Source organism: Moorena sp. SIO3A2 (genome assembly GCF_010672265.1).
Classification (GTDB): Bacteria; Cyanobacteriota; Cyanobacteriia; order Cyanobacteriales; family Coleofasciculaceae; genus Moorena; species Moorena producens.
Genome location: NZ_JAAHHC010000054.1, coordinates 18216 through 40368, shown reverse-complemented (window position 1 = coordinate 40368; position 22153 = coordinate 18216). Strand labels below are relative to the sequence as shown.

Genomic DNA, 22153 nt, shown 5'->3' with positions numbered 1-22153 from the left:
AAGTAGCGTGCGCGTAGCGCATATGCTTACCTTAAATTATACCAAAAGAAGTTTACAAAAGAGGTTTATTTTAAGCTGACGGCTGACAGCTGACAGCTGTTCGCATAGCGTGAGCTAAAAGCTCACGACTGAATACTTACATAAAAATCTCCCCAATCTCCCCATCTCCCCATCTCCCCATCTCCCCATCTCCCCATCTCCCCACACCTCCCACACTCCCCTCTCTCCACCTACTCTTTACTCTAATGCCTTTACCACTTGAGTCATTCCATCAAGTAATTTTTTATTTTTTTCGCTCCTAGCGCCATAGAGACGGGCAGAAAAGACTGTGATTAATTCCATCATGTCTTGGGTTAATTCGTCTTCAAAGCTGACTCCCTCTGGGGATTTATTAATGATAACGACTTCTGTGCCAAACTCTTCACAAATGGTAAAGATTAATTCTGAGCCAAATCTCAGCAATCTATCCTTGTGAGTAATCACCAACCGTTCAACATCCCCTGTCATAATTTTTTTGAGTAATTTGTTCAATCCTTTTTTGTGATAATTTAAACCACCCCCGAAATCAGAAATAGTCTCGTATTGCCAACCATTAGCAGTGCTAAAATTTTCTAATAATTGAATTTGAATCCTCAGGTCTTTTTCTCGCTCATCACTGGAAACTCTGGCATAGTTGATGGTCAATCTGTCCGTCAATGGCTGAGAATTTCTTGGTGTTATATGTTTGATATCTTTAAGGTAGAATCGTCGTTGTCCAGTAGGTGAACGTTGATATCTGATTTTTCCCCCATCAGCCCACCGTCTTAGGGTTTTGGTAGAGACTCCTAGCTGTTTAGCTGCCTCCCCAATGCTTAATGTCATCTCAGAATGACTTTCCATATCAATGCTAGATCTCATGACTCCGCTCTCTATTATTCCTCATTTCGTAAGTAATGTCCAAGGGTGTCTATTTTTTATAGAGAGGCAAGCTAGCAATAGGCAATAGGCAAGAGGCAAGCTAGCAATAGGCAACCTACCAAGAGGCAAGAGGCAAGCTAGCAATAGGCAAGAGTAGCAAATTAATTATTTATTATATAATATAATTCCAGGATAATTATAGCAGTCGCCAGGGCAGTTAGGACATCGACATTAGTCTCACACCCTTTGTAAGCGATGCAGAGGTGCGACCCGTGGCGAATTTAATTCGCCAAGGTCAAGCGCACCTAAGCGGTCTTGGGGGTTTCCCCCACTCGCGCTTTGCATCAAGAAGCGCAAGAGTTTGACTTCTGACTTCTGACTTCTGACTTCTGACTTCTGACTTCTGACTTCTGACTTCTGCTATACCTTTAATCAAAATTCCCCCCCTATTACCACACTTCCCACACTTCCCACACTTCCCACACTTCCCACACTTCCCGCGCCCCCGCCCCACACTTCCCACACTCCCCCCTCTGACCACCCTAATCCCTTGGCTTTAACAGAAACTGATCGAATTTAATCACCTCTGAATTAGGCGATCGCGTATCAAAGCGATAGCTAGTTACTATACCGGTGCCAGTATCCAAGATACTAAACACAGTCACGTCATTACTAGCGATATAAGGCAAGGGCTGGTTATTGTCTCCTAACAATGGCGCTATGGTTGGCCTCACTGGCTCTAATCCATTTGGGTCTCCAGTAGCGGAATAGTTTTCGTTATAACCAGTTGGTACTGGGCGCTTCTTCTGACCAACATAAGCACCATAACTATTCCCCACATTGGAGGATTCTAAAAAATGCATGCCATTACCATCAACAAAGCGATTCCATAGATGGGAATGCCCATAATACACCAACTGCACACCAGCAGCTTCTAACAATGGCACCACATCCCGAATGATATAATCCTGGTCTTTGGGGTACTCATAACGCACTGCTGTCACCTTACCCGTCCGATCCCGCTCAATGATCTGCACTGGGTCAGTATAAGCTGGGACAATATTGTCCCCTAGGCTATGGGGAGGATGGTGAAGCATCACAATTTTATACTTAGCTTGTTGGAACTCAGTGCTATTGAGTTCTGCCTGGAGCCATTGGTACTGGGGACTCCCTTTACTAACTGCTTCAAAGATATGTTGTCCGTATCCCCAAGCGATGGGATTGTCTAAATCTTGTTGCCGTTCTTGATACCTACCTTTGGCATTAGGACTTAAGCTAGGTGTCCGCCAAATATTAGTAATGTACAACACCACTAAGCGAATATCACCAAAGGTTACCGCATAATAAGGTTTGCCATTAGGTAGGTAAAAAATCTCGTTATAAGTGTCAGTATTATAGGTATTATTTTTTAGCCAAGCTTGGTAATAATTAGGGTCATTATCTGGATTTAACTGTTCAGCTTTTTGCTGATAGATGGCTTGTGCTGCAGCCCGAGGAAAAGGGTCATTGAATTGGCTATTCAAATCCTTTTCCATAGAAAAACGCCCCATCACTTCATGATTGCCAACTACAGGAAAGATCGGGGCATGTTGAATAATTTCACCGCCATGGTAGGTAGTTTGAACCCCATTCTTTTCCAATTGGTAATTGGCTCGACCCTGAAGACAGGGGAAAAAGGCACCACCCCGGTTATCATCAAACCATTCCGAAGCCCGGTCAGGAATATTAACTAAATCACCAACATAAAACACCCCATCGATTTGGCCTACGGTTTCTACCACCTTCTGGAGATTAGCTGCTGTCATCGGCATTAGTTGATGGTCAGAGGTCAGAAGAATTTTCTGGGGTGTCTCAGGGTTTGGTAGAGCACTGAGGCTATAGAGCTTGCTCCTGACAACTTGCCCATTCTCCTTGATACTGGTGACTTGATAGGGAACACGAAGACCAGGAGTCAGTCCAGTTACGATGGCTTCATGACGCCAAATATCCCGCATGATTGGCTTCTGGTAGACTTGGGAGTCTTCGGTCTGGTTGCCGACTCGGGATTTTTGGTCTTCCCGAGTGCGGCTGAGTTTAGTAGTAGTAGCAGTGGCCTTACGGTAAGAGGTCGTGCCGTAGGTAACGGTGTGGCGGGAGCCAGGAAAGTCGGTAAACCAAACCACCCGCACGGAATCTTCTGTAGGAAATTGTAAGAATGGGTCAGTCAGTAATTCGTAAGCGGATGTCATGGCTCGCTGCTGGGTAATTTGCTTGATAGTTGGGACAAGAACAATTACACCGATCACTATAGCTGCCATGAGGATAAAGCGACTGATAGAAAACTTGACCATGAAAGCTATCGGGCAGGGAATCGGGAATCGGGAATCGGGAATCGGAACCCACCCCTAACCCCTCCCAGGAGGGGAACGGGAATCGGGAATCGGGAATCGGGAATCGGAACCCACCCCTAACCCCTCCCAGGAGGGGAACGGGAATCGGGAATCGGGAATCGGGAATCGGGAATCGGGAGAAGAGTGTGGGGAGAGGGGGAAGTTTGGGGAGAGGGGGAAGTGTGGGGAGAACTAAGAAGTAGTTTTCGATGAAGTTGGTATAGCTTTGATCATACTTATGTTGATCATACTTATGAGGTAGATTCAATTTTCTTACCCCGACTCCCGACTCCCTCGGTGCGCTTTCCGTAGGCGAATTAAATTCGCCACGGGTCGCACCGCTCCCGACTCCCGACTCCCGTTCCCCTCCTGGGAGGGGTTAGGGGTGGGTTCCGACTCCCTCGGTGCGCTTTCCGTAGGCGAATTAAATTCGCCACGGGTCGCACCGCTCCCGACTCCCGACTCCCTGATACTTTAGCTGATCGAGTGCCTCAAACCCTCAATTTGTTTTTGTGGAAAGTATATTTTGGATCCTAAACATTTATGTAAAATATTCTTGCAATAATTACATTTGAGGTCAGATTAAAGTTAAATTAGATACAAAACTAACTGACTACAGGTTTTATAGAACTAAATCTATGACATTATTAACTACTAATCAAGTTCTTAAACAACTTAAGCAAGGACTGTCGTTACAGAAAGCCGAGCTGAGTCATATTGATTTACAGGGCTTGAATCTAGATAAGGCTGACTTTGCCCATGCCTACCTACGTAATGCCAATCTCTCGGGAGCGTCTTGTCAAGAGACAGACTTTACTCAAGCCAATCTCAGCTGGGCAAACCTATCGGGAGCTACTCTGGTTTATGCCCGACTTTCAGGAGCTCAACTGAATCGTGCTGGTTTGGAGGGGGCGAATCTCCGAGGGGCTTGTGCAACAAAGGCTAAGCTGTGTGGGGCAAAACTAGATGGGGTTGAGGCTTCCTTAGCTCAGCTGCAAAAGGCTGATTTGAGAGAAGCAACTGGGAAAGGGATAACCTTTATCAATGCCAATCTCAAGATGGCGAATTTAGGAGCTGTGAATTTCCCTGAGGCTAATTTCAGTGGAGCAAGCCTTGATATAGCTAGCTTAGAGGCAGCTAACTTAATGGATACTAAGTGGGTTGGTGCTGATTTGGAACGAGCCAATTTAAGCCGTGCTAGTTTAGTCAGAGCAGATTTAACCTCTGCTAATCTGATTGTTGCTAATCTCAGAGCTGCTGATTTGACCGAGGTGATTTTGCGTGGTGCTCAGTTGCTGGAGTCAAGTTTGGAAAATGCCTTATTAAAGGATGTTGATTTAACTGAAGCGTCTTTATTTTCTGCGAATTTAGAAGGCGCTCGCTTATCTAATATTAATCTTAAAAATGCTGATTTACAGTACGCTAATTTAGAGAATACTATTTGGAATGGTGTTGATTTTTATAACTGCGAGGTAGCAGGTGCGGTGTTTACTGATGCTAAGGGCTTAAGTGCTCAACAGTGCCAATGGCTGAAGAAAAATGGCGCGTTGAATGTTCCTTGTGGGTAACAGCAACCTAAGCTATCAGCTATCAGCGGTCAGCGGTCAGCGGTCAGCGGTCAGCTATCAGCGGTCAGCTTTTAGCTCACGCTACTTGAGGTGCCGTCAGCTTATTTTATTCAAAAGTACTGATTGCGCTACGCGCACGCTGCGCCAACAGTAGTTTGGCCACAGGCCGACATTTGATAGCTGATAGCTGATAGCTGATAACTGATAGCTTACGTCTAGAGATTTAATCAACTATGCGATCGCATCGACTATAGTAACCGTTGCGGAAACCTAACCGTTGCGGAAGCCTAACTGTTAAACAACCATGCGATCGCGTAGCGTGGCCAAAGGCCAATCGCGTAGCCTGGCCTTTGGCCAATCCCATAGTTAGCTGTCCGGTAAAAGAAGCCCCACATCCTAATGCGTAGCATAGGTGTGGGATGAATTTTACACAGACTCTTTCGGATCAGGGAAACGAGCTATCAAGCTTCTTATCAACTCAGAGTTGGTCATACCTCTACGATCGGCTTCCTGTCTTAGTTGCCTTTTTTCAAAATCAGTCAATCTAATCATCAAATTTTTATCCTTCATTGTGCGTTGACACCTGTAAATACTTGCGCTATACTAAGTATAGGTCGAAAAACAGGAGGCAGCAACGATGATAGCAGCGTATCAGTACCGGCTAAGACTAACAAAAGAACAGGCACAGAAAGTAGAAAAATGGCTAGATATGCTTCGACACCAGTACAACTACTTACTGGCTGATAGATTTAGATGGTACGAGCAAAGCCGCTGCTCAATCAATTCTTGTCCTCTTATTTGTAATGTCCCAGAATTAAGGGATAATCCAGACTATTTTTCACAGAAACGAACCCTTCCTCAATTAAAAAAGGATAGACCTTGGTACGCTGATATTCAGTCTCAAGTTTTACAAGACTGTGTAAAGCGTGTTGACTTAGCTTTTAAGCGATTCCTAAAAGGATACTGCAACGGAAAGAAGAGCGGAAGACCTAGATTCAAAGGCCAAAACAGGTATAAGTCTTTCACTTTCCCTTGTTTGTCCAAAAGTCCTATAGATGGAAACACCTTAACTCTTCCTAAGTTTGGAAAAGTTAAGATGATCTATCACAGACCTATCCCTGAAGGCTTCAAGGTAAAGACTGCTACTATAACTCGAAAGGCTGATGGTTATTACGTCACGCTTTCGATCCAAGATGACACAGTTCCAGAAATCTTACCACTAGAAAATGTGGCTAACCCTATCGGGATAGACATGGGACTTAAGTCCTTCTTGGTCAAGTCTGATGGGTCAGAGGTACCAATTCCTCAGTACTATCGTAAAGCCCAAAAGCGATTAAAGAAAATACAGAAAACTGTGAGCCGTTCCAAGAAAGGTAGCAATAACAGAAAAAAGGCTGTACTAAAACTTGGAAAGGCTCACAAAAAAGTCGCAGATACTAGAAAAGATTTTCATTTTAAGACAGCAAAAGAGCTATTAGCTGACCACGATCTAATAGCTCATGAAAAGCTGAATATCAAAGGACTAGCCAGGACTAAGCTAGCTAAATCAGTGTTAGATGCTGGGTGGGGTCAATTCCTGTCAATATTGTCAAACAAAGCCGTTCGCGTAGCGTGGCCTACGGCCTTAAATGCTGGTTTGAGAACGAAAGCAGTAAATCCTCGGAACACCAGTCAAAACTGTTCCAATTGTGGCAAAAAAGTGCCCAAAGAACTAAAAGACCGCATTCATTCTTGTCCTCATTGTGGATATACCGAGGACAGAGATGTAAATGCGGCCAGGAATATATTGAATTTGGCGGTGGGACGTCCCGTCAGAAGTAAAGCTTGCCGAGCAACCGAACCGTTGGGTGGTGTTGGCAAGAAGCCCACACTGAACCTGTAAAGGTCAGTGTGGGAGTACGTCACATCAAATCCCGATAATTGCCCAAACTTACGATATCCAGACAAAATCTTTCTCCCCCGACTCCCGACTCCCTCGGTGCGCTTACAGTCGTCGAATTAAATTCGCCACGGGTCGCACCGCTCCCGACTCCCGACTCCCGATTCCCGACTCCCGACTCCCGATTCCCGACTCCCGAAATTAAAAAGTACCAATAACTGGTATAATGATCCCGAAGCTATTTCAAGCAATAACTTGAAACTGAATATGGGTGCAGCAAAACCAGTGATCACCCTCACCGCAGGTTGGGCCAGGGCAATGGCGATTGCCCTGGGTGGGGTGACCTTAACCATGTCGGGAAACTATGCCTTAGCCGATATTGTTCCAGATGGAACCTTGGGTTCAGAAGGGTCTGTGGTTATACCTAATACCACTGTCCGAGGGGAAATCGGGGATGTGATCGAAGGTGGCGCTAAACGTGGTTCTAACCTATTCCACAGTTTTAAAGAATTTAATGTCGGGGAACTACAACGGGTTTATTTTGCTAATCCTTCTGGAATCGAGAATATTCTAAGCCGGGTAACTGGAAGTAATATCTCCAATATTCTAGGCACCTTGGGAGTAGATGGGTCAGCGAATCTGTTTTTGCTCAATCCCAATGGCATTGTGTTTGGACACAATGCCAGATTAGATGTAGCTGGTTCCTTTTTCGCTTCTACTGCCAATAGCCTGGTCTTTGCTGATGGCCAGGAGTTTAGTGCCACATCCCCAGAAGCCCCGCCACTGTTAACAATTAATATAACCCCAGGATTGCAGTATGGCAAATATGACCCCAGGACAAGAATTCAAAATGCTGGGAATTTAGCAGTAGGACAAGATTTAACTCTAGCTGCTGGCAATCTGGATTTACAGGGTCAACTGGAGGCTGGTAGGGATTTGACTCTGTTTGGAGAAGATACGGTTAGCATCAGGGATAGTATAGCGCAACCCTTTATCGCCAATGCCGGAGGTTTACTGCTAATTCAGGGGAATCAGTCAATTAATATTGCTGCCCATAACCATACCGATAGTGGTTTATTCGCTGGTGCTGATTTACGGTTGCGTTCCCATAATCCTGTAGCCGGGGATGCTCACTATACCGCTGGCGGAAGTTTCAGTATTGAGCAGTTGGATGGGTTACCCGGAAATTTACTCAGTCCCCATGATCCCATTATTCTGGCCAATGGAGATGTCAGTTTAGGAAACTATACCGGAGCCTCACTACATATTTTGGCTGGAGGGAGTGTTACCGTTGGAGACCTGGAGATTAACTCTACCGATACCGCTGATAATGCCATTAGCCCTAATAATTCCAATCCGTTCTTGGCTAGTCTGGCTAATGTTACTTTGTCTGACCAAGCCGGAACCTCTATCGTAATTGATGGCAGTAGTCAACCTACCTTAGATATTCGTGCTGGCATAGATTGGACATTACTCGGCGGTTTTCCAGGAAATAGCGATACTGGAAACTTAGGGTCTAACTTTGGGACTGCTGCTACTAGTGCAGATATTACGATTGGTGACATTTCGATTCAAGCACCGAATGGACTAGTATTCTTAACCAATCAGTATCAACCGAACGGAACTAATCCTACTAACAAGCTGGAGATTGGAACACTCCGCACAGATGACGATTTCGGTGGGTTTGTCGGAAATAGTGGTGATGTGATTATCGATTATCGAGGCGGGATTGAAATAAGCGATCGCATTAATACCTCTAGCGCTACCGGTAATGCTGGTCAGATTAAATTAATTACGTTTGATGACATCACCCTTGACAATAGTGACATAATCACCAGTACCTCCAATGCTGGCCAAGCTGGAGATATTACCATTGAAACCGGTTCTTTCACCGCCCGCCGAGGAGCTAGGATCCGAACTAACAGCAACAGTCAAGCCGATGCCGGAGATATCACGATTACCGCCAGTGGGGCAGTTTCCATCGATGGCAGAAACGGCACTGAAGCCAATAACAACGGCACTGAACTAGTATCTCGTCTGGACAACGGAGGCATAGGCAAAAGTGGGGATATTACCATCAAAGGGGATTCTGTCTCAGTAACAGAAAGCGCTGTCCTTGATGCTAGCCTCCGGGGTGAAGGGAGCGCAGGTAATATCAACATCGAGGCTCGTCAAGTGATATTTGAAGGGGCACCGAGGGCAAAGAATAGCCGAGGCAATGAAAATGAAGCCTCCAGTGAAGCCAGAGTTAATGTTGAGCGTGGGGCAACCGGCCAGGGAGGCACTATAACTATTAAAACCGAATCCTTATCAATCCTTGATGGTGCTAGACTAAGTGCTGATCTCAACGGTAAAGGCACTGGGGGCAATATTGAAATCGAAGCTAGTGATAGCGTAACGGTGTCTGGAAGAACAGGAAATCGATTTAGTAGGATTAGGAGTAACGTCGGAGAATTCGTTAGGCAAGACGCGGTCGGGAACGGTGGTAACATCACCATTCGCACTGGCTCTCTCTCCCTGACCCAGAGCGGTCAAATCCAAGCCAACACCAATGGCACAGGTGATGCTGGCCAGATAACTATTGTTGCTGATGACACAGTTACCTTAGAAGGGCAAGCAACAAGGGGTAGGAATGCTGGCATTTTCAACAACATAGAAAGAAACGCTACCGGTAATAGTGGTGGTATTTCCATTACCACAGGCTCTTTGTTCATTAATCAGAATGGTTCCTTGGAGTCGAGGATCAGAGCACGGGATGAAGGAGAGAGAAATGGTGGTGATATAACAATTACTGCTAAAGATCAAGTTATCCTGGACAAGAACATTAACTCGATTCGGACCGAAGTGGAGGCTGACGCAATCGGCAACGCAGGAGATATATCGATTGATGCCAAATCAGTGACTATCAAAAATGGTGCTAGAGTCGTAGCTGACACCCTGGGAAAAGGAGATGCAGGCGAGATAACTATCAAAGCTCGCAATACAGTTACCATTGACGGGATAGCAAGTAATGGGAATATATCGAGCGGTTTGCGCTCTCGGGTCGGTCCGGATCGAGAGTCTAGCAACCAATCAAAAGCTGAAGGTGAGGGTGGTGCAATTACCATAGAGGGAAAGTCAGTTTTTGTGACCAATGGCGGTCAAGTAAGTACTGAAATCAATGACATAGGAAATGCTGGCAATATATCAATTATTGCTGAGGATGAAGTGATATTTGATGGCGCTGCTAGGAATGAAGACGGGGATACATTTTCAAGTATTATCTTCACTCGAGTTAGACCTCAAGCAGAGGGCGACGGTGGCAAAGTATCAATTGAAGCTGGGTCAGTTTCCTTTACCAACGGTGCTGTGATAAATTCCCAAACCCGTAGCACAGGGAAAGGAGGTGATATAACTATAACAGCTCGCGATCGCGTTTTAGTGGACGGATTCAGCGAGCTGATTGGAGCAGATAGTGGCATATTTAGTGATGTTCAATCGGATGGCGAGGGGAAGGGTGGTGACATTGAAATTGAAGCTAACTCCATTGAAGTTACTGATAGGGGGAGGATACGTGCTGGCACAAGCGGCAGGGGGAATGGTGGAGATATAACCATTACCCGTAGCAATACAGTAACTGTTAATAATGGAGTCATTGACAGTCGTGTAAACCAGGGAGCTACTGGTACTGGAGGAAATATTAATATCACTACTTCGTCCCTATCTCTTATTAATGGTGGGCGAGTAGAAGCAGGAACCTCCGGTGTCAGTCAAGCAGTTCTAGATTCTGATTTCACCAACCAGTCCTATCAAGAATTTGTGCTAGCAGATCAGCCAGTAGCCTACTGGCGTTTAGACGAAACTACTTCGATAACGGCTGTTGACAGTTCTGGCAATGGCTTCAATGGTACTTACAGGAATGGTGTAACTCAGGGAGTTCCAGGAATATCAGGCACAGCAGGAGAATTTGATGGCAACAATGATGCTGTGGATGTTGGTATTATTGCACCAGGGTCGGAATTAGATATCAGCAATAAATCCTTCACTGTAGAAGCCTGGGTCAAGCCAGACGAACTAAAAGAGCAATCCTATGTTGGGATACATCCAAGCAATAATCGCAACGATGGTAACGGTGACAGTCTATATTTCCGAGTGACCAGTAACGGGTCTGTCCGTTTTGGTGACTTTCCCGATGACTTGGAAACACGAGACAACCTTATTGAACCAGATACTTGGTATCACATTGTAGCTACTTACGACCAAAGCTCCGACAGAAATACCATTTTTGTCAATGGAAAGAGAGTCAGAGGTAACGACCAAGGTGCTTTTGAAGGTCAAAACCCCCGTTTCTTGATCGGAAATTGGCGGAACATTGGTGACCAAGCATTTAATGGTGTGATTGATGAAGTCGCAGTCTATAACGAAGCCTTATCCCCCGAAAGGATTACTACTCACTTTTTACTAGGGCAACTAAATCTTGGTGTATCTCCGGAATCCTTCTCTGAACGTGCAGCAAATGCTGGTACGATTAAAGTCAAAGCTGATGACATTACTATCTCTGGAGTTAGTCCCACTAATAGTGACATTGCCAGTGGTTTAGTTTCTAGCAGCTCAGGCAATTTCAGTGGTGAAGCTGGTACTATCACCATCAATAGTGATTCCCTCAAGGTTGAAGATGGAGGGATAATAACAGTCAAAAGTGAGAAAGGGGTAGCAGGCGATCTGATAATTAATGCTAATTCCCTGTTGCTTAACAAAGGAAGACTAGAAGCTGAAACTGCCAATAGTAATAGTGATGCATCAGCAGGGAATATTACACTAAACGTATCAGACCTAATACAGCTCAAAAACGAAAGTCTGATCTCCGCACAGGCTTTATCAGGAGCTACCGGAGGTAACATCAGGATTAATAAAAACCCATTCCTGATTGCTTTCCCCCCAACTGGTCCTAATGGTAGCGATATCATTGCTAAATCTGACGAGGGTAAAGGCGGTGAAATCACTATCAATGCCTTCAGCATTTTTGGTGATATTGAAGAGCGCCGAGCCATTGATGGCAATCGCACTAATGATATAGATGCCTCTGGTGGTACAGACAGTGGTGAGGTGGATATCAACACCATCGATGACTTCCTGGAGCGGGAGCCCAACAGCTTACCCACGGACCCAGCCCAGCCTCAATTTGACCAGCGTTGTCAACCGAGTAATAGCACTGGCAGTAGTCTGATCAATACTGGACGTGGCGGCATACCCCCTCGCCCAGGTCAAATCAGCAGCAATAGCAATTGGGAAGATATACGCCGTCCCACTCCCCGTGGACGGTATCGCTCCCGGACTGCATTGGTGAAGCCCCCCGTTCAGCCCCCCACTACCCCTAAGCCAAAACGAATTATAGAAGCTCAAGGCTTGATGATTGATGCTGAGGGCAATATCTTTCTTACTGCATATCCAACTACCGTGACACCGGATGGATTTAGGCAGGTGTCTAGGTCTTGTTATCTGCGATAGGGAATCGGGAATCGGGATGCAGCGTGAAACAGGCATCTTGCCTGTTTCAAATGACAAAAATTTAGATATACCTCAGCCTTACTATGAAACGTCATACTCTATTCAAGAGATAATTTAATAGAAACCCTAGATTTAGCGTCCCTATGCTTCGCGCGACCCGAGTTGGCACCCAAGCCCTACTTTTTTTTCTCCTAAATTTAGTTCTCCCCATTGGCATCCTCCCGGTCTTATCCTATCCCAGCACTGTTAAGCCAATTCCTCAAGATTGGTCAGCGTCAGATTTAGTGGAACAAGGCAGAGCATTCTACACCAAAGGTCAGTTTAATCAAGCAGCAACCACTTGGGAACAAGCGGCACAAGCCTATGAATCCCAAGGGGATATACTACATCAGGCCATGGCGTTAAGTTATCTGTCTTTGGCTTACCAGAAACTGCAACAGTGGTTTGATGCGGAAGATGCGATCGCATTTAGCCTCAGCCTGTTAGAGACAGGAGCAGATCTCAGCAATACCCCAGACTACCAGCAAATCCAAGCCCAAGCTCTCAACACCCTAGGTAGTCTAGAATTAGCCTTAGGACAACCAGACACTGCTCTAGAAGCCTGGCAATTGGCTACTGAGATTTATCAACAATTAAAAGATGACATTGGCATTACAGGTACCCTAATTAATCAAGCCCAAGCGATGGAAGCCTTAGGACTTTACCGTCGCACCTGTAAAACCTTATTACAAGCCTTAAAGCTGGACAATAATTGCGATTTGTCCAATCAAGAACGGTTTGAAACGGTGCTGCAAACCTTTCAACAAACCCCTGATCCCCAGATTAAAATCCTTGGCTTACGTAGCCTTGGGAATACTCTCCGTCTGCTCGGGGATTTGAACCACTCTCAGCAAGTGCTTAAGGCAAGTTTGAAAGTAGCTCAACCTCCTCTCGAAAAACGAGAGACATTACTGAGTTTGGGGGATACAGAACGTTCTTGGTACAACCACTATAAACAATTATACACCAGAACCAACTTGATAACTGAGCAAAAAAAAGTTAAACAACAGGTTATTGCTCAGGTTAATCATGCTATAAAATACTATCAAGAATCTCTTCAAGAGTCAAGCAAATTATCAGCTTCAACCAGCTTAGACATTGAGCCAAAACTACAGCGATTAAGTTTACTAATTGATTTCCACAATTGGTTAGAGACCTTAACCGATGAATATAATAATGATAATCAAGAACAACCAAGTATCCAAGACTTAAAATCTCAAATTAATGACCAAGTCAAGGAATTACTCAACAGCGAGATTACTAAATTACCAGCTAGTCGAACCGCAATCTATGCTCAAATCAATTTTGTCGAAAGCCTGATCAGCTATGATCTAAAATCAAACAAGCATCAAGACAATCTTCAGCGGTCATCCTTTATCCTTCAACCTTACGAAATTGCCCATACTTTAGTCAAAGCTCTCCAAGAGGCTCAACTTGTAGACGATAAACGAGCCGAATCCTATGCCCTCGGTACCCTGGGTCAGCTCTATGAACAAACTCAGCAATGGTATCAAGCTCAAGAATTTACCGAAAAAGCCCTCACCTTAGCTCAAGGTATTCAAGCCGATGACATTGCCTATCAATGGCAATGGCAGTTAGGACGAATTTATCAAGCTCTGGGAAAAACTGAAGAAGCAATCACTGCTTACGAAGCCACTGTCAAAACCCTAGATTCTATCCGCCAAGATTTACTGGCTCTCAGTTCAGATGTGCAGTTTTCCTTTCGGGAAAATGTTGAGCAAGTCTATCGAGAATTAGTCGATTTACTCTTGCAGGACGAGCAAACCGCTGAACCGATCGCAAATAAACGGATCCCAGATAACCGGATCCCAGATAACAAGCTCAAGCAAGCTACCGAAGCAATTGACTCTCTCCAGCTAGCCCAAATTGAGAATTTTCTGGGGTGTAACCTTTCTGACATTGTGGAATTGGCCGAGCAGGAAATCGATCCGAGTGCAGCATTAGTCTATCCGATTATTCTCGATGACCGGTTAGCGGTGATCGTGAAATTACCAAAATCAGGAGAATTTATTCACTATACCACTGCTTTACCTAAAGCTAAACTTGAGCAAACCTTAGAAAGTTTGCGTATACAGCTAGAAAAACGTTTTATTTCTGAAGACAGTCTAGCTTTATCCAAACAGGTTTATGACTGGTTAATTCGACCGGCGGAAGGGTTGCTCGAAGCCAATCAAGTTAAAACCTTAGTATTTGTTCTTGATGGTGGATTTCGCAATGTTCCCATGGCTACCCTTCATGATGGTGAACAGTATATAGTAGAAAAAGGCTATGCGATCGCACTCATTCCTGGTTTGAATTTACTGGAGCCCAAACCCTTAGCTCAAGTTGAGTTAAATGCCTTAGCCTTTGGACTGTCAGACATGCGCGAGGATTTGGCTGATCATCAAGGTTTCGCTAACCTACCCAATGTTAAAACAGAATTAGCAGAAATTAAATCCCAAATTCCCAGTCAGCAATTGCTCAATCAAGACTTTACCAGTCAGAAATGGCAAGAGTTAATCAGTTCGGTGCCATTTCCCGTGGTGCATTTAGCCACTCACGGTCAGTTTAGTTCAGTACCAGAGGAGACCTTTCTGCTGGCGTGGGATAAACGAATCAATATCAAGGATTTAAGCAATGTCATCCAGAACAGAAGTGACAATAGTTTAGAAGCAATTGAATTACTAGTGCTGAGTGCTTGTAAAACTGCCGATGGTGATAGTCGTGCTAGCTTAGGATTGGCCGGGGTAGCAATTCAGTCAGGAGCAAGGAGTACTCTGGCTTCCCTATGGTTCATTAATGATGAATCTACCGCTAAACTGATGACATTTTTTTACGAAGAATTAGCTGCTTCTGGCGCAACGGTTACCAAAGCTGAAGCCTTGCGCCGTGCTCAAGTTAATCTCTTAAAAGAACCTGGTTATAAAGCTCCATTGTTCTGGGGAGCCTATGTTTTAGTGGGAAATTGGCTGTAATCGGGAATCGGGAATCGGGAATTGGGAATTGGGAATCGGAACCCACCCCTAACCCCTCCCAGGAGGGGAACGGGAATCGGGAATCGGGAATCGGGGTCAGCTATCAGCTATCAGCTATCAGCTATCAGCTATCAGCTTTGTGGCACAGGCTTCGACCCTGTGACCTAACTCAAATAAAACGAATGCTGAGTAATGCACCACCCACGGGCTCGCTGATCGTGTTTTTCTCAATTCTTGTCCACTGTTCAAAGCTCCAAAGTTGCCTGTTGATGATAGCTTCCTCAGAACTACCACAAAGTAATCGGGAATCGGGAATCGGGAATTGGGGGAGGTGTGGGGAGATGGGGAGATGGGGAGGTGTGGGGAGATGGGGAGATGGGGAGGCTTGTCCTAACTTTAATGCGTAGTGCTATATAGGGATCGGTGTAGGAATTGTGATAATTGTTGATCCCGACTCCCGACTCCCGACTCCCGACTCCCGACTCCCGACTCCCGTTCCCCTCCTGGGAGGGGTTAGGGGTGGGTTCCGACTCCCGACTCCCGTTCCCCTCCTGGGAGGGGTTAGGGGTGGGTTCCGACTCCCGACTCCCGACTCCCGACTCCCGACTCACTTTGCTATACAACAATCAACTAGGGGTTTGACTGCGATCGCACGCAAACCCACGGAACCTAGGAAATCCTCCCAATCCCGTTCTAACCTAGAATCCTCTGGTTTCTGGGACCGTAGTTGAGCTAAGGCTGTCATCGCATCATGCCAAATACCGTGGCTCGCATAAATAGCAATACGGTCCCGTGGCGAAGTAGCAGCGTTTAGCTTACTACTGAGGGTAGAGTCTGCTGTGATTCGTTTGACTAATCCTTCCACCGTGGGATTCCCAGACGGGTTTTGGGGATTAACTAAAACAGAGAACTGCCATCGATATAGCTGGTCAGTTTGTAGGGGTTGGTTCAATCGAACACGGACAATACCAGGAGTTCCAGATAAGGTGATCGATTTTACTAGTACAGCCTGTTGGTTCTGATTGAGCAGTACAAACTCTACCGTTAGTTCACGAGTAGACTGTTCAGGAACATAAAACCAAAAGGTAGGAGACTCAGCTAAGGTCAGTGCTAAGGAAGAGTTGGAATCATTACTACAGTTGCCCGTTGCCTCGACAATCTCGCTACTACCAGGGACTATAGCAATCAGCTGATCCGAACACAGACCACGTGATCCTCCTGATGTTCGTTTCGGTGGTCTGCCCACATCATCAAAGTCTTGATTTTGTGTAGCATTTGGTGTAGTGTAGTCTGGTGGGAGGAAATATAAACGTCCTCCAGCTGTTGTGATCTGATCAGTTCTGCTATCACCCCCAAAGTCTACATCTGGTTGACCTGATGGAGTATCGGATCGGGAGAAACTATTTGTGACAGAGTTGCTGTTTAGGGCAACAGACTGCGAACGCGCTCGTAGAGGGTAAATGGTGAAATTAAGTAGTACCCAGGCAAGGGCCAAGATCAAAGAAGGTTTGTACAACGCTAGCTTGAGTTTATACATACTGAGAGGTTTGACAAACGTTAATTTTTTTAAAGCATTCCATAATCTTTATCAGTCCTTACTCAGGGATTTTATGCAAACGTTTACATTTCTTATCACACCGATCGGATATAGAGCATTTGCCAATCTATTTGGCGTTGCTTAATAATGGAATGATTTTAAGAGTAGGTGCGCGCTTTCCAATGGGCGAGTAAATCGCCCTTGGGTCGCACCTGTGGAATAGGCATCTTGCTTAGGTGCGCTTGACCTTGGCGAATTAAATTCGCCACGGGTCGCACCTGTGGAATGGGCATCTTGCGTGGAACTGGCATCTTGCCAGTTTCAATATATTTTCGGGCGGGCAGGATGCCCACTCTACTCCTATTCATTCAAAGACTGATGCAACGCGATCTATTTAGAAATGCTAGATCTCAACCTGGGTGTCTTTTCGTTGTAAGCATTCAGCTATCAGCATTCAGCGATCAGCTTTCAGGTACAGGTATCATCAGTGATCAGCTTATGGGCTACGTCACAGGCTTCTAGCCTGTGCCACGCTACTGTTCGCCCAGCGTGGGCCAAAAGCCCACGGCTGACGGCTGACCACTGACCGCTGACCACTGAATGGTTACTTTTCGTTTACGCCTTCAGGTTGGTAGCTATGAGAACAATGACGCAGTTAACCTTGATGACTGATTTATCTACCAAAAACAGTATTACATATCAATCCCGACTCATTTCTCTAGTTGAATTAAAATTCACTAAATCTTTAAACAAATAACCTTTTTATCAAAATTATCTAAAAGACTTGGATGATAAATCTAGCCTTTCCATTTGAGATGTAAACATAATCGTGATTAGTAAAGGCAAGAGGCAAGAGGCAACAGGCAATAGCTAATCAAGTATCTAGGGATTTTTGGGAATATAAAAAACTGTCATTATTGTTTACAATTCATTTGAAAATGCTATAAACTACGATGGAACCACTGGTTGCCACTAACCCCAAGGCTGATGGTATAAAGGGTATCCATCCCCCTTGGAGTAAGAGAACATAACAGACTCCAGATAAGAGGCTGATACCAGCAAAAACAGCAACTCCCAAGTAGGATGGGGAATGTAAACGCCAAACTAATAGGCCTCCCACCAAAGACCAACTACCAATCCAAAGCAGTTCCCCCCACTGTGGCAACCACCAGAGCAAGGGTCGTTGATTCAAAACAGCACTAATAATCTGACTAGTCATCTGAGCGTGAACCATAACCCCAGGTATTTTGTCAGGCCATGGCCCTTTAGTATAGGGAGTCAGGTGTACATCCTTTGAATCTTTACCCACCCCAATCAAGACAATCTTATCCTTGACCAAAGTGGGCAGTTGGGAATCGAGTTTACCCTTGAGTAAGTCTTGGAGATTAACTTTTTTGGGATTCTTAGCACGGTAATTAAGGAGCATCTGATATCCCATGGCATGATCTGGCTCTAACTGATACCCACCAGCATTGTGTGGGAATTTCCGAAACATCACACCACCGATTTCTACATCCCCTGCTGAATTTCTCGTCATCGGCGGGATTCCCTCTTGGGCTAGGTAATTCAGAGCGACTTGTAAACTCAGAGAGTAACTGGTATCACAAGTATCCGAAGGGGTCATCGCTAGAAATTGGCGGCGGATAATATCATCTGGGTCACGAGGCAAATCACTAAAGCCGATCTGTTGTGATGCCATACCGGGTGGTGAAGCGATAGCAGTCTGATCAATACTTGGCATTTTGCACACCGCAATGAAACGGGGATTTTGCTTCAATTGAGTAGCTAAGCTGGGTTCAAACTCAAAGTCATGATAAATATCTAAGCCAATCACTCGCGGTTGATCAGGGTTGAGTTTCCGCAACAGTTGTGCCAGAGCCGTATCGGATAATGACCCTTTCCTCGACCAACCCATCTTGTCCTGATACTTAATATCTGGTTCTTCCACCGCAATTACTAAAACCCGCTCATCCCGCTTTTCAGGTGGTCGCAGACCCATGAGATGGTCGAAAGCACGTAATTCTGATCCTTGTAACAGCCCTAGCGATCGTATTGTGATCACTGCAATAGTGGCAATAAAACTTACCAGTAAAACCGTTGAGAGTTTGGGTTTATTCTTGGTATAGAATCCCTTAGTCAAGTCTTTCCAAGTTGGCGGTTTCAGAGCAGGATTCTGAAATATCACTGGTAACCAACTGGCACAGGGATAGTTATCTTCTACCTCCTCCTGCAATCTTTTCCGGGTTTCCCACACTGAATCCGATAAGGATTTTCCCTTTGTGGCAAATGCGTTGAGAAAATACCTCAAAAACTTCTGAGCTACCTCATCTGGCACCTTTTCCCGCATTACCAGGGTTGTCGAGATTGGTAAACTAACCAATTCTGCTGCTAATCCTAACCCATCACAGGAATTAAAGATAGCCAACTTCAACCCATTCTTAATCGCATTGGTTAGACCATACTTTAACTCCTCAATGGTGATGCTTTCATCCTGATTGATGAAAAACCGTCCTTGTAAATTCTTTTTATTCTGGGTAAAACTATGACCAGCAAAAAACAATATCTCCCACTTTTTTTCCCATAATTCCTGGCTTAATTGTTTTTTTTGGGGACTGATTAAGGGGGAAATTTCTGCATCGGGTAATTCCTCCTGGAGTAATGCCAAATCCTTCTGGATATCAATCCCGGTGTCATCTCCTAGAATTGCCAATATTCTGACTTTATTTATATATTTTTTGCTTGGTGGTGAGGGTGGGGGAAATTCTGAAGCACTGAAATTAACCTCAATATCACAATCGGACAAGACATCCCAGAGATGCCAAGGCAGTTGCCAAAGTTTGAGATTATTAGTTTGAATAATAAACCGAATCTGGTCATTGGTCGATAAAGATTTTAACACTTGATCCCGGAAGCGTTGAAACTTTCTATCGGTTGAATTTAGCCAATTATTGATCGCCTCTTGTAAATCCTGAGCTGAGTGGATAATTGAATAGTTGGTTATCTGTTCTGAGGGAGCTGTCAGTTTCCGATGCACTTTGATTCTCCCTTGAGCACGATAGCTTAAGAGCCAACTGTCACACAATTGGTTAATGTGAGGTGCTGGTGGTAACCAACCGTCAATTTCTCTAGCCATTAAATTATTTTCCTTGGCATCAATCCCAATTTTGAGGATGACCCGAAACCCCTGTTCAAAGTCACCATCAACTATTTTTAAAGTAACTAAATTCGTCATTTTTCATCCGGTATTATTGAATTTATTAATATATTTTTTAAATTGGTTGGGAGAGAAAGTCCTGGGTTTTAGGGAGTCGGGAGCGGTGCGACCCGTGGCGAATTTAATTACGGGTCAAGCGCACCGAGGGAGTCGGGAGTCGGGGTAATAAAATTGACTCTACCTGATAAGTATGAGAAACGCTATATAAAAACATTCAACCGAACATAGGTGACAAATTAATCACCCTACCCTACGGGAACGCCAAAGGCGAACAACATTTTTGAATTAAGAATGTAGAATTTATAATTTAGAATTGGGAATTCTGCATTCTGCATTCTGCATTCTGCATTCTGCATTCTACATTCTGCATTCTGCATTCTACATTCTACATTCTGCATTCTACATTCTACATTCTGCATTCTGACAGACAACCTACCCTACACCGAACGCCAAAGGCGAACAACCTCACAACCTCACAATCTCACAACCTCACAACCTTGGCCAAAAGGCCACGCTACGCGAACAACCTCACAACCTTGGCCAAAAGGCCACGCTACGCGAACAACCCAAGATAAGTTACAAGACAAACTCTTTGGAAAAGCTGGCATCTACCAGTACCAATTTTACCATAAACCTATCCCCCCTTTCGCCATGAAACTCTAATTGGATCCAATTATCAGCACTTCTCGACTGAGCCGACAAGAAAATTTCTCCCTGCTGATCAAGTACTAGCAATTGGAGATTATTTTTTAGATATTTCTCATTAGTAGGATACACCCGTAAGTGAACATTAATTCCCCCATCTGCTTCAGGTATGAGAGTAACCATAAATGCTACTTTGCTCCCATTCAGTTGCATTTCTAAATCAATTATCCTAACTCGCCTAATCCCAGCTTGGGGATGATTTGGGTCAAGTTTTCCTAAACTGACAGCGGCTTGGCGGCGTAAGTCATGATCGTGAGTAGTATTGATCATGTCAGCAAGCAATGCGATCGCGTCTAAGCTACCATGAGCAATTTCACCCAATAATTCTATAGCCGGTAAGTTAGTTTGTTTACTGTTATTGGTCTTTAATAGTTTAATAATTGCGGTCACAGCTTCAGGGATATTTTCGTAAAAGGGGGAAGATGCTGAAGAATTACCATTCAAACTATCCTTCAAACGAGTCTGTTGAGACCGGTAAGCTACTCTTAGAGTAGGTTGACAATTACGTGCTCGAACTTCCTCAACAGTTTGCCAACCAGCCTCCAGGAAATTATCCAGCCATGAGAGTAAGTTTATAGATGGCTTACGAGAGTAAACTAGGGAACGTTGTTTATATAATTCTTTGCGCCATTTAGAATTTGATACCAGTGCCTGCCACTTAGCAAAAGGAATATCTAGCCTCGGAGAGTAAGGAGTTTCCTGGCTCAATTGCTTGATTAACGTTGTTGCTTCATCACAGGATAATCTTGCCATTGGCTTTACTGTCAGTTTGGGACTTGGAGTAAGTTCCTCCGTTACCCACATCACATTCAAATCTTCAATTAAATCTACTGCATCCACAGCATAGGTTTCATCGATGATGTCATAGTTACCATGATCACGTAACTGTTGATAAGTGGTGTATCCCCACACCTGTAACCAGCATTCTTCTAAATTCAGTTGCATCGCCACATAATAATGACTAGCCCACTCAGGAATATCAACCCACTCTCGCGGTACTCGCAACGCTGTAAATTTGATTTCTTCACTAGGAATTAATACCAGTCGCGTCTGGTTTAGCTCAACAGCTGTACCATTCACTACGTCCCAGAAACTTGGTAAATCCCCCAACTCTGGCCATACTAATGCTTTGTTTAGTGGTTTGTTTAGTGGTTTGTTTAGTGGTGTATCTAGTGGTTTGTTTAGTGCTTTGTCTAGTGCTGTTTCTAGTAAATTTGTTCCTGTTAAATTTGGTTCTGTTAAATTTGCTTCTGTGTCCAGATAGCTTAAAAACGTATTCAGACAGAGACAATTCAGATAGGCTCGCCAACGAGCAGCTTGGTTAGAATAACCTTGAGCTTGGGTTTGTTGCCATGCTTTTTCTCGTTCTTCTGGGGAGAATTCTATCAACATTTGGTCTGGGTGTAGGCAAGCTACATCCTCTAAACGTAATTTCATTGACTCATCTCCTTTTTGGTTAATCGTTAATTGGTATTTGGTATAT

General features: G+C 44.6%; 17 protein-coding genes. 8 read left to right on the top strand and 9 right to left on the bottom strand.

Annotated features, from left to right (window positions below; translation table 11 throughout):
* Positions 1–237 precede the first annotated feature (237 nt).
* From F6K64_RS32585 to F6K64_RS32575, 3 genes are all read right to left on the bottom strand, one after another.
* Complete coding sequence (locus F6K64_RS32585; protein WP_044493348.1) at positions 238–879, bottom strand: IS607 family transposase; 642 nt, start codon at positions 877–879, stop codon at positions 238–240.
* Between the two features lie 560 nt (positions 880–1439).
* Positions 1440–3194, bottom strand: coding sequence for a purple acid phosphatase family protein (locus F6K64_RS32580; RefSeq protein WP_287267560.1), 1755 nt, complete (start codon positions 3192–3194; stop codon positions 1440–1442).
* The gene (locus F6K64_RS32575; protein ID WP_287267559.1) at positions 3097–3534 is read right to left on the bottom strand and encodes a hypothetical protein; all 438 of its coding nucleotides are present in this window, start codon (positions 3532–3534) and stop codon (positions 3097–3099) included. Before F6K64_RS32575 ends, F6K64_RS32580 begins: the two co-directional genes overlap by 98 nt.
* 370 nt (positions 3535–3904) lie before the next feature.
* On the opposite strand from F6K64_RS32575, the gene F6K64_RS32570 reads away from it, so the two are divergent.
* A complete protein-coding gene (locus tag F6K64_RS32570; RefSeq protein ID WP_008184926.1) occupies positions 3905–4834 on the top strand; it encodes a pentapeptide repeat-containing protein in 930 nt (309 codons plus the stop codon).
* A complete protein-coding gene (locus F6K64_RS32565; RefSeq protein WP_165691803.1) occupies positions 4827–4988 on the top strand; it encodes a hypothetical protein in 162 nt (53 codons plus the stop codon). The genes F6K64_RS32570 and F6K64_RS32565 overlap by 8 nt, the downstream gene beginning before the upstream one ends.
* Positions 4989–5057: 69 nt before the next feature.
* On the opposite strand, the gene F6K64_RS32560 is transcribed toward F6K64_RS32565, so the two are convergent.
* On the bottom strand, positions 5058–5198 hold the full coding sequence (locus F6K64_RS32560) for a hypothetical protein (protein WP_154659808.1): 141 nt from the start codon (positions 5196–5198) through the stop codon (positions 5058–5060).
* A 273-nt stretch (positions 5199–5471) separates the two neighbouring features.
* Here F6K64_RS32560 and F6K64_RS32555 point away from each other — a divergent pair, with 273 nt between their 5' ends.
* From F6K64_RS32555 to F6K64_RS32530, 6 genes are all read left to right on the top strand, one after another.
* On the top strand, positions 5472–6716 hold the full coding sequence (locus F6K64_RS32555; RefSeq protein WP_008184921.1) for an RNA-guided endonuclease InsQ/TnpB family protein: 1245 nt from the start codon (positions 5472–5474) through the stop codon (positions 6714–6716).
* Between the two features lie 38 nt (positions 6717–6754).
* Positions 6755–6931: a hypothetical protein gene (locus F6K64_RS32550; protein ID WP_154659807.1), complete on the top strand. Its 177-nt coding sequence runs from the start codon at positions 6755–6757 to the stop codon at positions 6929–6931.
* A 49-nt stretch (positions 6932–6980) separates the two neighbouring features.
* Complete coding sequence (locus F6K64_RS32545; RefSeq protein WP_287267557.1) at positions 6981–12200, top strand: two-partner secretion domain-containing protein; 5220 nt, start codon at positions 6981–6983, stop codon at positions 12198–12200.
* 143 nt (positions 12201–12343) lie between these two features.
* Entirely contained in the window at positions 12344–15214 is a 2871-nt protein-coding gene (locus F6K64_RS32540) for a CHAT domain-containing protein (RefSeq protein ID WP_287267556.1), read from the top strand.
* Positions 15205–15621 (top strand): hypothetical protein, encoded by a 417-nt coding sequence (locus F6K64_RS32535; RefSeq protein ID WP_287263476.1) that lies wholly within the window; start codon positions 15205–15207, stop codon positions 15619–15621. The genes F6K64_RS32540 and F6K64_RS32535 overlap by 10 nt, the downstream gene beginning before the upstream one ends.
* A 34-nt stretch (positions 15622–15655) precedes the next feature.
* Positions 15656–15856: a hypothetical protein gene (locus F6K64_RS32530; RefSeq protein WP_287263478.1), complete on the top strand. Its 201-nt coding sequence runs from the start codon at positions 15656–15658 to the stop codon at positions 15854–15856.
* Here the strand turns inward: F6K64_RS32530 and F6K64_RS32525 are convergent.
* The 5 genes from F6K64_RS32525 to F6K64_RS32505 all read right to left on the bottom strand — a co-directional run bounded on the left by F6K64_RS32525 (position 15822) and on the right by F6K64_RS32505 (position 22107).
* Positions 15822–16751: a DUF928 domain-containing protein gene (locus tag F6K64_RS32525; protein WP_008184914.1), complete on the bottom strand. Its 930-nt coding sequence runs from the start codon at positions 16749–16751 to the stop codon at positions 15822–15824. The two genes, F6K64_RS32530 and F6K64_RS32525, sit on opposite strands and share 35 nt — an antisense overlap.
* A 158-nt stretch (positions 16752–16909) precedes the next feature.
* Positions 16910–17119: a hypothetical protein gene (locus F6K64_RS32520; RefSeq protein WP_008184911.1), complete on the bottom strand. Its 210-nt coding sequence runs from the start codon at positions 17117–17119 to the stop codon at positions 16910–16912.
* 100 nt (positions 17120–17219) lie between these two features.
* The gene (locus F6K64_RS32515; protein ID WP_267872042.1) at positions 17220–17348 is read right to left on the bottom strand and encodes a hypothetical protein; all 129 of its coding nucleotides are present in this window, start codon (positions 17346–17348) and stop codon (positions 17220–17222) included.
* Positions 17349–17679: 331 nt separating this feature from the next.
* Complete coding sequence (locus F6K64_RS32510; RefSeq protein ID WP_008184910.1) at positions 17680–19983, bottom strand: CHASE2 domain-containing protein; 2304 nt, start codon at positions 19981–19983, stop codon at positions 17680–17682.
* A 558-nt stretch (positions 19984–20541) separates the two neighbouring features.
* A complete protein-coding gene (locus F6K64_RS32505) occupies positions 20542–22107 on the bottom strand; it encodes a DUF1822 family protein (RefSeq protein ID WP_008184906.1) in 1566 nt (521 codons plus the stop codon).
* Between the last annotated feature and the right edge of the window lie 46 nt (positions 22108–22153).